The sequence below is a fragment of the Nocardia sp. NPDC057663 genome (assembly GCF_042799895.1).
GTDB lineage: Bacteria > Actinomycetota > Actinomycetes > Mycobacteriales > Mycobacteriaceae > Nocardia.
Window position 1 is genome coordinate 530,995 of sequence record NZ_JBHVHX010000003.1, and the last position, 13,547, is coordinate 544,541.

Genomic DNA, 13,547 nt, shown 5'->3' on the forward strand with positions numbered 1-13,547 from the left:
TGTGAGAGGAAGAAATACACGATGAGGAAATCTGCTGCGGCTGCGGCAATGCTCGCTGTCGCGATCGGCGTGACCGCCGGCGCCACCGGCTCGGCTTCCGCGGACGCCGACGCGCCGGTCAACTTCACCGCGCAGGAAGTGGCCGGCACGTCCGTCATCACCACCGATGCGGGCTCGATGGTCGTGGAGGAGGGCGCTTTCAAGCTGAAGGCTCCCAACGGCACCACCATCGCGGCCACCCCGCTGACCTTCCGTCTGGACGACTTCGAACTGCCGATCGCGGCCGAGATCGCGGGCAACACCGCGACCCTGTCCCCGCAGCTGGACGTCTCGAAGGCCGTCTACAAGCCGGTCGCGCTGCCCTATGAGGACAAGGCGCCGTGGAAGAACGAGTACGACCGTGAGGTCGCGGCCTGGAGCCGTCTGACCAGCACCATCTCCATGGGCGCCAGCATCGGCACCCTGGTCGGTGGCCTCGGCGGCGCCGCCGTCGGTTGCGTCCTCGGTGGCGTGCTCGCGGGCACGGTCGCCCTGGGCACCATCGTCGGCCTGCTCGGCCCCTTCTTGCCCGCCGCCGCCGTCGGCTGCATCGCCGGCGCCCTGCTCGTCGGTCCGGTCGGCGCCATCGCCGGCCAGATCTTCATCACCGCCCCGTTCGCGATCGGCGCGGCCATCCAGTACTTCACCACGATCAACTCCCCATTCCCGGCGAAGTGATCTGACCAGGGAAAACATCACCTGAGCAGGTAGTTTGAGGGCACTCGACCAGCATTTGTGACTTGGGTCATATTTGCTGGCCGGGTGTCTGCTCGGGCTGATCTGAGGCAAACCCCTACGGGGTGCGGCAGACCCTCGTTGGCACTAGCGATGGAAAGGTTCTGGGCAGTTAGGCGGTGGAGGGGACTCACGGCCTAGCTGCCCAGAGCCTTTCCGCTGTGAATGCTCGGTACTCGAGACGCCTGTCACAAGCGCTTGTGCTCCTGGCGTACAGAACCGGCCCGGCAGGAATCCCTGCTGTCAACTCCGGCGCGAACGTGACCCGGATCTTCCGGTCCAATCATGACCCGGCCGCCCTGCAGGAACGCCCTGTAATGCCGATTTGCGGATGAGTACGTGTGTCGAAACCGATGCTGTCGACACGACTCCTGCCCAGGTGAGCACGGCGCGAGTCCGACCCTCGTATCAGTAGCTTTCCCAGTAAACCTCGACGTTGGTGAAGTCGCGAGCCTTGAGATGCTCGATATCGATGAAGCAGTAGAGGGTTCCGAAATCGCCCCAGCCCATACCGAGTTCATGATCGGTGTCGAACTGGGCAATCAGAACAGGTCCGAGCGGTGGATAGTCGGGGAAGAAGTGTCGCTCGGCCGTCGTGTCAGGCAGGAGGCCGCGGTCGCGTTCGCCCTGGATCTCGGTCGCCCACCCACCGAGTTGATGCCACGACGATGAGTGGGAGAAGAAAATGTCGGCGAAGGACTCCAGGCGTTCGTGCACGCTGTCGTCGTGATCGCCGTCCCCGAGCAGGTACTCCTCGAGCCACTGGCGCGAAGGAATTGTCGGAACAGTCACGTACGTCATCGGAACGTGTCGGAAGAGTCGATTTTGACGTTCGAGGTCCTCGGGCAGTGCTGTTTTCTGGAGTACTACGTCGTCGGCGAAGTACAGCAGCGCGCCCGACCATCCACCGGTGTCGCCGAACACCGTGATCCTGCCAGATGTTGGAAGGCCCAGATCCAACGCGGGCAATCTCGCCAAATCGATTGTGGCCACGTGCTCGTAGTGGCCCCGATCGTCTCCGGGCCACTCGAACCCGTCCGGGAGCTCCGGAAGTCCGCCGAAGTATCCGATGAGCTTGTCTCCCTGGCTGCCGTGACGGAGCCGCAAACCTTCCCGGATCGTCAATCGGAAGTCAGGGTGCAGTTCCTCGGGGATATGCGAACTCATCAAAGCGTAAAGATCAGCCTCAACCACCACACCATCCTCACACGAAGCCCCCCCGCGACTGTTCACATCGCAGTACGGGCGTTCGGACTGTCCGTCCGAATCATGTGCTGCGGGAATCCGCACATGCCGCTGATCGCGCGTACTCGGTGACCACCACTGGCCCTGTTCTTGTTGAGCTGCGCCCACCGGGGCGGGCTCACCGCCTGCCGTTCACGCGCAGAGGCTCGCAGGTCAAGGGTTGCTCAGCAATCAGCGAAGCTGACGCCATCGGCGCCCATGGCCGAATCTTCTGCTCCCGGACCGACTCGACCTGAATACTGTTGGCAGCCAACACCTTAGCGCTCGCCGTCTATTCGGTCGCTGGACGCTACCGTTTGTCCTACTGTGCTGACGGTGCCGACTTTGATCCTGTCCCCTCGATTCACCGACGACTCGGTCCTCATGCGGGGGGCCGCCGTACGTGCCGGTTGGCAGGTGCTGCGTTTGTCCGGATGGCGTGTACCACCGGACATGGTGGCCGGACCGGCGGTGATCTACGGCGAAATGCTGTTCGCCGAAGCCGTGGCCGGACAACTCGGCCTCGCACTTCTCGACGTCGCAGAGGACTGGCTGCCCGGACTGGCCCCACGGTTCCTGCGTCGTGAACTGCGCGTGTCGACTCTGGCTGCGGCGCGGGCTCATCTGGGCCCCGTCTTTGTCAAACCTGCCGACGGACGGAAAGGTTTCGCCGGGCAGTTGTACCGGGCAGGTGCGGGGCTCCCGTCCCATGACGCGTGCCCGGATGACACGCCGGTGTACATGGCGGAGCCGGTGACCTGGCAGGTCGAGGTCCGCTGCTTCGTTCTGGATGGTCGCGTGCTGACATGCTCGCCCTACCTTCGTGAGGGGAGCTACACGAACGGCGATTGGTCGCTGACCGTCGAGGAGCGATCCGCCGCCGAGACATGCGTCGAGCAATTGCTTGCCGTGGCACCCACCCCGCCGGCCGTGGTTATCGATGTCGGCCTCATCGAAGGACGTGGTTGGGCGGTCGTCGAAGCCAATAGCGCATTCGGAGCGGGCGTGTACGGATGCGACCCGGAGCGCGTTCTCGAGGTGCTCGCCCGCGCCTGCGTGCCCCGCCACGAACTCGGCGAGTCCGAAGCTACCTGGGCGTTGCCGCCGGTCCGGCTCGAATGATCCACGACCGGCGGAGAGGGGATCCGACACGGCTGTGCGAACCATTGGTCACCATGTTGATGATGAACACCGTTCCTGGCGTTTGCCCTGGTGGGCAGGGTATGGCTACGCGTGTCTGACCTGGGGATTTTGGGTCGCAACGTTGGCTGAATAGGGCACCGCTGGGAAGCGCTGCGTACTCACTGCGTACCGGAGCTGTCGGGCTCCCCGACCATCGTCTCCCTGCTCACCGATTACTGGCGGCGGCTGCCGCTACTGCGAGTGCCGCTGTTGCCGTTGCTGCCAGCGCGCAGATTGTCATGGGGATGTATAGCCAAACGAAGCCCTCGAGCAGGTATCGGGCCTCTACCCAGGCAGCGAGCGACGAGGATGATTCACCAAGAGCGATGCCCGCCGCAGCGACGGTTACTCCTCGTAGCGCCGGTACGCGAGCTGTAACTCCGATCAGGGCCAGGACCGCAGCGACTCCCGAGACGGCGATGATGAGGCCAGCTGAGACCTCATAGAGTGTGAACGCGCCCGACGTGTAGTCGGTTTCAACGAGGACGGCCCAGGCCCGGACTGCCAGGAGGTAGCAGGGCGGCGACTAGTAAGAACACCCCCGCAATGCAGTCCAACGTTCTGCCCTGGTGCTGGTCCACTGGCGGCGGTCCATACGGCTCATACGTATGAAATCCCTCGGGATAGCCGGGCTCTCGCTGCGGGCCACTGTGTGGAAACGGTTGCGAAGACTCAGGATCTGGCTGCTGACTAGGACTTGCCACGAACGTTAGCCCTTTCCCGGACGGCCGAGCGGCTGCCCCAACTGCACCATATGGTTTTCAAACCCTAAGCGAATCCATCCCGGCCTCAGTTGAGCGGGGTCGCTCGCCGGTGATCGGCATTGGCCCTGGGTCCGGGTTGGCCTGCACATGAAGGGGCTGGCTACCCGCACTGACCGAACCGGCCAGTGCCGCGTGTGGTCGAGGTCCGTCAGACCGGCCTTCTCACAGGCAAATCGCATAGTCTGCCGCAGTGCCCAAGCTGATGCTGTCGAACCCTTTCGCAGAGAAAATACTCACGGTCTGGCTCGAACCGTGGGGCCGGGATTACTGGATGCGACCGGGAGATGCCTTCGTCATCGAATCCGACGACCGCGCCTCCTTCGAGCAGGTGAATGTTGATCCGCCATTCGAGGTGTCGTGGCTCGAGGACGGCATCATGGTCGGTGTGATGGTGGACAGCACCGTGCGGGATCGGGATGGAATTGAGCTCGAGTGCGGCCATCGACGGCCTGTTGACCTCGACGGGCGGTAACCCCGTAGTTCGGACTAGATCCGGTGCGTCGATACTGCCTCTAGGCATCCTCTTCTGCCGCAACCCGCGCGATCCCGAGGGCCGCGGCACCAGCCGCCAAACGCACTCTTCTGCCGATGCGCGTGTATTCGCCTTGGCGACCTCATCGGTCATGATTGGCACATGTCCATGCTTACGATGTACTGGCCACGCACTTCGGCCGGACGGTCACACCCAGCAGCATTTCCGTACGACAGAGATTGGATCACTGTCGGCTGCTACGGAACTCGGCTGAAGTTGCCAGCGCGTCGATTCCTGGCAGGTTGACTGCGTCGGCGCGGCATCGACTGGATGCCTCTGCGTGACGACGAGTTCCGCTGGTGGAATCCACCAGCGGATTGTCCCGGCCCGCTGCCGCCCATTGGGACTGTGGTCGAGATCCAGAGTGGCGCGTTGCGACGGCTTGGATTGCATCCTCGCCAGCAGCGCGGGTTCGAGGTGGCTCAGCTAGGCGTACCTGGGCCTTGGCCGAGTGAACGATTTCCCTGGGGCAAGATCGAAGTCACCGCCGCCCACTGGTGCTGGCACGGAGTAGCAGACAAGCACGGCGGCGCATGGTCCTACGGAACAGGTTATGACTGGTGGGGCCTCTACTCCGAGCCTTGCTCGGATTGGCCGACAGCGGCTGACAATGAATCCGCGGAGTGGCCGTTCTCGATCTACCAGTGATGCTGCGGCCAACGCACTGTAATGCCGCGACCCGTGCGGCCGGCGTTCCGTATAGGTCCAGGAAGTAGCTCAGCTTGCATCACTGGACGTGACCGATACCGTTCCGACGGTGAAGGATGCAGCCGAGTTGGATCGGCGTCGACGTTGGTATGACGGGTGGTTGCACGAGTGGGATGTGTCGCTGCTGATCGAGCTCGGGCATCTCAAGGAGGTCACGCGGCGGGCCGGGCAAGGCGACTGGTTCTGCGCACACGGTCTGGCGGACGTGCAACACCTGAACGGTCAGCACGACGGGGCGATCGAGGTGTTGCGGCCGTTCGCCCAGACCGGCTGGTGGACAGCGATAAAGGCCGTCGCCACGATATTGGCCGACTGCAGTCGCACGGACGAGGCTCTTGCGCTGTGTCGGTCCAAGGTCGTGAGCGGTGATCGCGACGCCATCGAGTATTCGGCGAGGCTGCTGGCCGACATCGGGCGCGCCGGTGAGGCATTCGATCTGCTGCGGCATGGTGTCGATGACTGGTTGCATGTGCGGGCGCTGGTTGAGGTCAGTGTGGGGTTGGGTCGCGACGAAGAAGTCACCCGGTTGCTACTTGAGGCCATCGACCGGCTTCGGCGGCCCGGTGCGGGGTTCGACGAAACTGTCTTGCACGTCGAGCTGTTGGCGGTGGTGCTCGAGCGGCAAGGACTGGTTGATGAGGCTGTCGCGCTGCTGAGCGAGGACCTGTTTTCCAGCAACATCATTGAACAGTTGATCGCGGTGCTGATCCGTCATGAGCGTTACGAGAAGTTGGGTGAACTTCTGGCAGGACGCGCCGATGCTCGAGAAATCTGCCATGTGGTCGAGCACCTGCCCGAAGGTGTCGACGTGGATCGAGTGGCTTCGGCTATCCGTGCGATGCCCGACCCCGAGAATAGTCACGCGGCATACCATCCACACGCGGCACTGGGACAGTTGCTGCTTCGTGCGGGCCGGATTGGCGAGGGGCTGGTAGAGCTGCGTAAGGCTGTGGATCCTTTGGATGTTGTTTCCCTGCAGTTTATTTGGACGCTGCTTCTTGACCTAGGGCGTCCGGACGAAGCGTTGGCGCTAATCGATGATTGCGCCGTCATAGCGGGAGGCATGACGTGGGAGCTACTGGTCGAGCGCGCCGGGCTGCTCTGCAGTTGCGGCCGCACCGTGCAGGCGATCGAGGAGTTGCGGGTTCGTCCGGAAGTCGGGGAACCGGAGGGCGCGGCGTATTTGTCCGACTTGCTAGTCTCGGTCGGGCGGCTCGACGAGGCGATTGCGGTGGTGGAACCAGGTTTTCGTCTCGGCAACAACATCGATGTGATGGCGAGATTGATGATTCGTCAGGGGCGAGTCACGGAAGGCGCGCAGCTGTTGTGCCGAGCTGCGTCTGTGGCGGGTTGGTCCTGACTCGCGGTTGTCTGAGGTGCTGGGTTGCCGGCGGCCGGGCGACCTCTATCCGCCCGCGCTTTGGGCGCCGGGCCATTGCACCCTCATCAGCGTAAGACGTTTTAGAGCACGCTGATCAGCGCTGACTTTAGTCAGCACAAGTGCGCGGTAATGCCGCCTACCGCGCGGTCGCGAACGTCCGCTTCTGCCGAATGCAGGGCACGGACTATCCCGATGTTGTGCGCTGCGAGCATGTCGGTTCCCTGCCTTACGGTGTCGATGCACACGCCGAGATTGAAGAGGGACCTGTGGGGAAACAGTACGACCGCAACGCCTTTGTCGAGATCATCCGATTCTTGGCACCGGGCCGCGACGATCATGTTCGGGCGATCCAACGGCGGGAAGACGACGGTGCACTCCAAGAATTGTTGATCCGGCTCGAGCCGACCGGAAGATCGTCCGACTTGACAGCAGTGAGCCTCTCGACCAGGTCATTCCCCGGCTCCGATCGTTGTTCATGTACCCGACCGAGATGAACCTGCGCTGGACGAAGGCCCTTCGCGTCAAGTTCGAAGCCTATGGACCTGGTACGGACGTCGAGAAACTCCTCGAATACATCGGTACACGAAGCCTCGCGGTCGGAACCGCGTTGGTCGAGATCGATACGCAGGCTGATCAATACGCACTAGCCTTCGTCTCAGCGCGCCGCAGTCACGAACTTGCCGCGGTCGCGCCGGGGCACATCGGCACGATTCCGCGTCAGCATGTGGCTACCGGGTCGCCCAGCACCGAAGCCCGGCAGAGCGCAGACCACAGCTCCTCGCACGCTGAACCCGACCTCGGAAGCCAATTGCGGTCCGGCATCTCCTGGATGGCGGTCTACTTACTCGGGTCCAGTCCAGAATCGATCCTCGACGAGCTGGGTCTTGTCGATACTGGAACCGCCTACACACCAGGTAGTTCCGCGTTGGGAGGCACGGTCCTTCCGAACTGGCTAGTCATTGTCAATCACCACGCCGATCGATTCGGCTATGTCGGCAAAACGGAACTCCTGCAACGGCTGTCGGGGCCAGGAACATATGCCGTGGCCTGCTACCACTCGGCGGACACAGGTGAGAGCAGCGCCGTTCAGTGGTTCGGCGGAACACGGTGGTGGTCGGTGCAGCATGATCCCAGTCAGATCGAGGGTCCCGACCACCTCGACTACTGGGGCAATCTCTACTGGGACTTCGCGAAGATCCGTGCAACCGCCTGGAAGAAGCACAAAGCCGCTCGGGACCACGGTCACCTATATCAAGTTCCACTCACTGCGGCTTCCGACTGGACCGGCTTCGCTGAGACCATGCCACTCACCGAGCTGATCGAACGCGGATAGGGCTCGCCACGAGCACCGATCCGAACGCACTATTCTGCCGCATAGTGCGCGGATTGTTCAGTCGTTGGTCTTGGCCGCGGGCACACGGCCGAGATCGTGAGGGTCTTGAACGTCATCAGGTGGTCCCCTTCGATTCGGCATCGGCGGTGGTGGCGCGCCCTGTCGTGGGGGAACGCGGTCAGTTTCGGGGCGGCAGCGGCAGACCCCCGGGCGGATTTCCGGTGGCCGGGGCGTTGCCTGTCCGAGGCCTGCCGCTGCATCGGCCGGGTCTAGTTGGTGGTGTGGGTCGCGAGTGCCCGGTTGAGGATGGTTCGGGCGTCCTCGCCATAGGCGGCCTGGGTGGCGAGTCGGTCGAAGCTGCGTTGGGCCAGCGCGATGTCTTCGACGCTGGCGGCTGTGACCGCGCCGGTGACGGTCTCGATGTCGACCGACACCATGTTATTGATGACGAAATATGATGCTGGGACAACGAATTCGGCGTTGATCGGGATGATGCCGATTTCCACGTTGGGGCGTGCGGCGAGGATTTCGCGGAGGAATCGGATCTGGGAGGCCATCACCAGTGAGCTACCCACGGTGCGCAGCAAGGCCGCCTCGCCGAACAGTAGGCGGAATCGGTGGTCAGGGGCGTCGAGTACGGCTTGCCGGTGCAGACGGGCGGTGACGGTGGCTTCAGTGTCGTCGGGCACCTCGAGGGCGGAGACACACGCGGAGATGACCGCGCGGGCGTAGGCGGGGGTTTGCAACAGTCCGGGGACCAGGTCGGAGCTGTAGCCGCGCTGGTTGGTCGTGGCATCCTCGAGGTCTACGAGGCTGCGTTGCAGGGTCGCCAAGCCGTCGTCGCAGGTTTCGTAGTAGCTGGTGTAGGACATGGCAATTCAACCCTGCAATAGAGGTTTGATGGTCGGCGGGATCGACGGGTGGTCTCGCCCGAGGATCGGTGATTGCGGGTATCCCCCGGAGGTCGCGGCGGGGGCTGCGACCTCCGGAGGAACCTCCCCACCCTCGAGGCTGGTCCGCCTCAGCGCTGGGATCACTGACGGCCTCGAGGTATTCGGGTGGTTTCGGTGACCGGGGGTGCGATCAGGTGTCGGTCAGTAAGGGCCGTGGTTTCGGGGCTTGGCCGCGTCCAGCAGTTCGCGCACGCAGGCCAGCAGGGTCGTACCGGAGGGACGGAACGGGGTGGTGGCGGCCACGACCCACGTCCGGGCGAGCTGGTGGCCCGGCTCCGGGGACGGCAACGCGATGTCGCCGTCGCGGACTACGGCCACGTGCGCACGCCACAGTTGAGCCACCACGGCCGGGTCACCGATCGGCTCCATGTCCGCGCGGATGAGGTAGGACCATGTTCCGGCACGTGGGTGGCCGATGATCGGGCACGGCCCCACGTTGCGGCGGTGCAATTCGATCTTGACCCGCTGGGCGAGGTCGGCGGGCATCATGACCGCGCCGGTTGATCCGGCCGACATCATGATCCGGCCCGTTGTCGGGTCGACGAAGGTCGGCAGGCCACAGACCTTGCGGTAGAACAGGCTGCGTGACTGCGGCGAGTCCCCGATGTCGGCTGCCGTGTGTGCGTGCGTCACGAACTCACTCCTGCTAAGTGTGGCCGGGGATCGCGGTGGCGAGGGCGACGATGCGGTGGATGTCGGTGACTTCGCAGCCGAACCCGGCGGCCTCGAGTAGGTCGGTGAGTTCACCGACTGTCAGCGGCCATTCGCCGTAGGTCGACAACAGCCCGACCGCTTCGGCGTGGGGTAGGTGCGGGTAGAACGTTTCGGCCACGGCCGCCCGCATCGCCTCGACCGACAGGGGCGGATCGGGCTGGATCTGGTCGGCCAGGATCAACCGGCCGTTCGCGGTGAGCACACGCCGGAACTCAGCCAACACCGCCAACTGCTGGGTGGGTGGGACGTGGTGGAGGGTGAACGTCGACACGACAAGATCGAACGCGCCGTCATCGAACGGCAAGGCGCACAGGTCGGCGTAGACGAACGACAACGCTCCCCGCGGCTTGCGGGGTGCGTGCAGGCGCGCTTGGTGCAGCATCGCCGGTGACAGGTCGCAGCCGACGATCTCGGACTCGGGGTGCAGGCCCTGGATCAGTCGTGCCATCGTCCGGCCGCTGCCTGTGCCCGCGTCCAGTGCGACGCATCGGCCGGTGGGTAGCTGCCGCGATATCTGGTCGAGTACCTGTTCCCGCACGGGTGCCTGGGTGAAGTCGGAATCGAACCCGTCCGCCCGGCGGTCCCAGTGTGCTTCGCGCGCTTCGATTCCCGGGTCCTCGGTGGTGGTGTCGTATTCGGTACTCATGCCAGGGCCTCGAGGTCGATCGGCGATCGCGCGCCGAGGTGTTCGCTCAACAGCGCGGCCAACCTGTCGCGCGCGTCGGTCAGGTCGTCGGGTTCGCGGCCGGGGCCCGCGTGGACGATGAACAAGGCGTCGGTGGTCGCGGAGGTGGCTTTGGACTTCTCGCACTGACGGACCTCGAGGCGACACAACACGTCGGTGTCATCGAGGTAGGCGTACTCCCCGGCGGGCACCGGTATCGGTTCGGTCGCGCCGAGGGGCACGAACCGTTCGGTGCCGGTAGTCATCGCCAACCGCAGATCTCCGGTGATCGTCGTCAGGTCGTGTGCGCCGAACGCCAATCGGGTCTGTGCCGAGATCAGGTTGTAGATGTCGACGAGGGGGTTGATGCGGGGCAGCCGTCCGGCGCGGTGCAGCAACCGGTGCAGGGTTTCCGTTGCGGCGACTTCGCTTTTCGCGGCTTTGCCGACCAGTGCGTGTACGGTTCGGAAGGCTTTGAACTCGGGTTCGGTCTTGAGGGTCTTCGGATCGGTCGCGGCCAGCAATGCCTTTTCGGCGGTCTCGATGGTGTGGTCGAGTTCGGGGCTCGACTCTTCGGGAACGGTGATGCCGCTGACGACGAACGCGATGGCGTGGATGCCGAGGTCGCTGACCTGTTGATCGATGCTGAACGCGGTCACTACATCTCCTGACTGGGTTGGACGAATCGGTGAAGGGGCTTGATCAGGCTCGGGCGATCCGGCCAGCTCGCGGGTTCCGCGTCAGCCGGTACAGGCGGGCCAGCATCGAATGTTGTTGCGGTGCAGTGGTTGTGATGGCGAGCCATGGCGGTAGCAAGACCGAGGCTGCGGCGCGGGGCAATGGTTCGTCGAACCTGTCGTCGTGGTCACCGGTGCCGGGAGATGATTCATCCCGGCACCGGGACGGTTGTGAGGCCCACTCGCGGACGGCGGCGGCAACCCGGGACAACTGCGGCACCGGAGCGCCGATGTAGTCGGTTGGGGCGGGGCCGAATCCGGCGAGGTAGCGGCCGGGATCGCGCTGCGGCAACGGGTCTGAATGGATCAGGCCGAGGTCCTCGAGGCTCTCCAGCAACTCGGCAAGCTCGCGACTGCCTTCGCCCTGGGCGGACGCGGATTCGATAGAAGGCGAAGGACCCAGCGGCCCAGTCCGGACCGTGTTGGTCTGACATGCTGACGGGTCGGGCTCGTTCATCGTTCCTCCGTGTCATCCATCTCGGATGTCCGTTTCTGTGACGAGGCGGGCTGCTAGGGAAGCTCAGCGGAACCGCGAGACCAACATTGACCGATTGCAACGGTCGAAAGAAGGACAAACAAGAGGACATATAGCGGCCGTGGGGAAAACTGTCACTCGTCAAATGTCCTGGTAGCGGACTACTCTCGCTCGCATGGCAAACAATGGGAATGCAGCTCTGCGCGCAGCCCGCCAGGCGCTGGGGTACCGATCCCAAGCGTCTTTGGCCGACGCGTTGACCGACGCTGCACGCGCGATCGGACTCCGCATCGAGGTAGCCGCCCGCACCGTACGCCGCTGGGAGTCAACAGACCCACCGTGGCCGCATCCAGAACACGCCGCCGCCCTGGAAGCGTTGTTCAAACGCCCGATAACTGAACTTGGATTCACGCCACCGTGGCCGAACGGCGTAGACGGGCGAGGGTCCCGAGAATCGTTGGGCACCAACGGAAATCAGAAACCAGGACGCTATCGGCGCGTCATGGGCGGCACGGAGCTGCCAGCGACAGTCGCGAAGAACTACGTGGCGATCACGGTTGCTCATCGCGGGATGTACTGGTCACTGCCAGCGAAGCAGTTGCAACGGTCCGTCTCCGATCATGCTCGGCTGGGGGCCGATCTCATCCCACAGATTGACGTACGCGCAACGACCTCGCTGGCCAGAGCCGTGTCAGAATCGGCGCTGCTCGCGGGCCGCCTCGAGTTCTTCGACCTCCAACAACCCGAGGAAGCACAGACAAGTTTCGTTCTCGCACTCCAAGCTGCCCATGAAGCAGCCGATGCCTTGCTGGGCTGTGCGGTGCTCGCACATATGGCGTTCATCCCTGCGTTCTCAGGTGAAGCGAAGCGAGCGGAGGAAGCGAGGGAGCGCGTTCGTGCGGCCCGGGCATTCGCACGGCGAGGCGGCGGAAATCATGAGCTGACGGCCTGGCTCGATGCAGTGGAAGCCGAAGTCGAGACGCGGTTCGGCAACACTCGTCAGGCTCTGAGCCTGATCCGGCACGCCGAAGAGTCCTACGTCCAGCATGATCCGCAGGATCGGCCGTCGCCGGAGTGGCTGGATTGGTTCTCCCCGACGCGGCTCGCAGGCTTCAAGGCCAACACCCTGATATCGGCGGGTGATGGCCGTCAGGCCCTGGAAACGTTGCGGCAAGTGCTCGACGAACTTCCTGCCGAATCGGTGAAACAGCGGTCGGTCTACCTCGCCGATGCCGCCGCTGCGTGTGTGTTGGACAAGCTTCCCGAGCAAGCATGCCGCTTCCTCGAGGATGCGTTGGACGGGATCGGCGAGTACTGGTACGCAACGACTTTGGACCGAATCAAGGTAGTCAGGCAGGACCTACGAAAGTGGGACTCCCTGCCCGAGGTGAGGGCGCTGGATGAGCGGTTGTACGACTGGCATACAACCGTCAACTCGCTGTCCGGCTAGCGCTCGGCCTGCACGATGTCGGGGAGCTCGGACAGGCTGTCGATTCGCCAGTCCGAAAGCTCCTTGACATCCTGGCGGTCCCGGTGAATCCATCCCCATGGTCCGCGCTGGATGTAGGCGGTCCGCATACCCACCTTCACTGCGGGAGTGATGTCGTTGTCGATGCGGTCACCGACGTAGATGATCTGATCGGCCGGGCATCCGGCGACCTCGACAACCTTCTCGAAGAACGCGACATCAGGCTTGGCCACACCCCAGTCATCGGAGGTCGCGATGAAGTCGGTCGGCAGATCGAGCCCACGCAGCAGCCCGCCAGCGCGCACTGTCTGGTTCCCGACGATGCCCACCCAGACACCCATCTCACGCAGCTTCGACAGGGCGGGGCGCACATCCGGGTAGAGGTCGTCTTCACCGAACCACTCGGGCTTACCCGCATCCGCGCGCGCCTGGCGCTGCTGATCCAGATCGAAACCGGGCTTGAACACCTGGAAGGTCTCCCGGTAGTCCAGTCCCTGGGCGATCACCGCGCCAAACACCGATACAAAGGTGTGGCGCGGAACGCCCAACCAGTCCGCCCAGGTGCCGTACTCCCGGGTCTCGTCTACAAGGGTCTCGCCGACATCGAACACAACAGCCTGGATCACCACAACTCCTAC

Annotated in this window: 13 protein-coding genes; 6 read left to right on the forward strand and 7 right to left on the reverse strand. The window is 63.9% G+C overall.

Going from position 1 to position 13,547, the window contains the following annotated elements:
• Positions 1-21 precede the first annotated feature (21 nt).
• Complete coding sequence (locus ACFVAV_RS10460) at positions 22-717, forward strand: hypothetical protein (RefSeq protein ID WP_379033073.1); 696 nt, start codon at positions 22-24, stop codon at positions 715-717.
• 465 nt (positions 718-1,182) lie between these two features.
• Here the strand turns inward: ACFVAV_RS10460 and ACFVAV_RS10465 are convergent, their stop codons facing one another.
• Entirely contained in the window at positions 1,183-1,968 is a 786-nt protein-coding gene (locus tag ACFVAV_RS10465) for a DUF1963 domain-containing protein (RefSeq protein WP_379033076.1), read from the reverse strand.
• A gap of 366 nt (positions 1,969-2,334) precedes the next feature.
• On the opposite strand from ACFVAV_RS10465, the gene ACFVAV_RS10470 reads away from it, so the two are divergent.
• From ACFVAV_RS10470 to ACFVAV_RS10485, 4 genes are all read left to right on the forward strand, one after another.
• Positions 2,335-3,120, forward strand: coding sequence for an ATP-grasp domain-containing protein (locus ACFVAV_RS10470; RefSeq protein ID WP_379033079.1), 786 nt, complete (start codon positions 2,335-2,337; stop codon positions 3,118-3,120).
• 1,014 nt (positions 3,121-4,134) lie between these two features.
• Entirely contained in the window at positions 4,135-4,416 is a 282-nt protein-coding gene (locus tag ACFVAV_RS10475; RefSeq protein WP_379033082.1) for a hypothetical protein, read from the forward strand.
• Positions 4,417-5,212: 796 nt separating this feature from the next.
• Positions 5,213-6,544, forward strand: coding sequence for a hypothetical protein (locus tag ACFVAV_RS10480; protein ID WP_379033085.1), 1,332 nt, complete (start codon positions 5,213-5,215; stop codon positions 6,542-6,544).
• Positions 6,545-7,040: 496 nt separating this feature from the next.
• Complete coding sequence (locus ACFVAV_RS10485) at positions 7,041-7,898, forward strand: hypothetical protein (RefSeq protein WP_379033088.1); 858 nt, start codon at positions 7,041-7,043, stop codon at positions 7,896-7,898.
• Between the two features lie 269 nt (positions 7,899-8,167).
• Here ACFVAV_RS10485 and ACFVAV_RS10490 read toward each other — a convergent pair whose 3' ends face one another.
• The 5 genes from ACFVAV_RS10490 to ACFVAV_RS10510 form a co-directional block, all read right to left on the reverse strand.
• Complete coding sequence (locus ACFVAV_RS10490) at positions 8,168-8,770, reverse strand: DUF5753 domain-containing protein (protein ID WP_379033091.1); 603 nt, start codon at positions 8,768-8,770, stop codon at positions 8,168-8,170.
• Positions 8,771-8,992: 222 nt separating this feature from the next.
• Complete coding sequence (locus tag ACFVAV_RS10495; protein ID WP_379033094.1) at positions 8,993-9,484, reverse strand: DNA-directed RNA polymerase subunit beta; 492 nt, start codon at positions 9,482-9,484, stop codon at positions 8,993-8,995.
• Positions 9,485-9,497: 13 nt separating this feature from the next.
• Positions 9,498-10,211: a class I SAM-dependent methyltransferase gene (locus tag ACFVAV_RS10500; protein WP_379033096.1), complete on the reverse strand. Its 714-nt coding sequence runs from the start codon at positions 10,209-10,211 to the stop codon at positions 9,498-9,500.
• Positions 10,208-10,888, reverse strand: coding sequence for a B3/4 domain-containing protein (locus ACFVAV_RS10505; protein ID WP_379033099.1), 681 nt, complete (start codon positions 10,886-10,888; stop codon positions 10,208-10,210). Before ACFVAV_RS10505 ends, ACFVAV_RS10500 begins: the two co-directional genes overlap by 4 nt.
• A 43-nt stretch (positions 10,889-10,931) precedes the next feature.
• Positions 10,932-11,423, reverse strand: coding sequence for a hypothetical protein (locus ACFVAV_RS10510; RefSeq protein ID WP_379033102.1), 492 nt, complete (start codon positions 11,421-11,423; stop codon positions 10,932-10,934).
• A gap of 193 nt (positions 11,424-11,616) precedes the next feature.
• Between ACFVAV_RS10510 and ACFVAV_RS10515 the strand changes: the two genes are divergently transcribed.
• Entirely contained in the window at positions 11,617-12,891 is a 1,275-nt protein-coding gene (locus ACFVAV_RS10515) for an XRE family transcriptional regulator (RefSeq protein ID WP_379033105.1), read from the forward strand.
• Here the strand turns inward: ACFVAV_RS10515 and ACFVAV_RS10520 are convergent.
• Positions 12,888-13,535, reverse strand: a complete 648-nt coding sequence (locus ACFVAV_RS10520; protein ID WP_379033107.1) for an HAD family hydrolase — start codon at positions 13,533-13,535, stop codon at positions 12,888-12,890. The genes ACFVAV_RS10515 and ACFVAV_RS10520 overlap by 4 nt on opposite strands.
• Positions 13,536-13,547 lie beyond the last annotated feature (12 nt).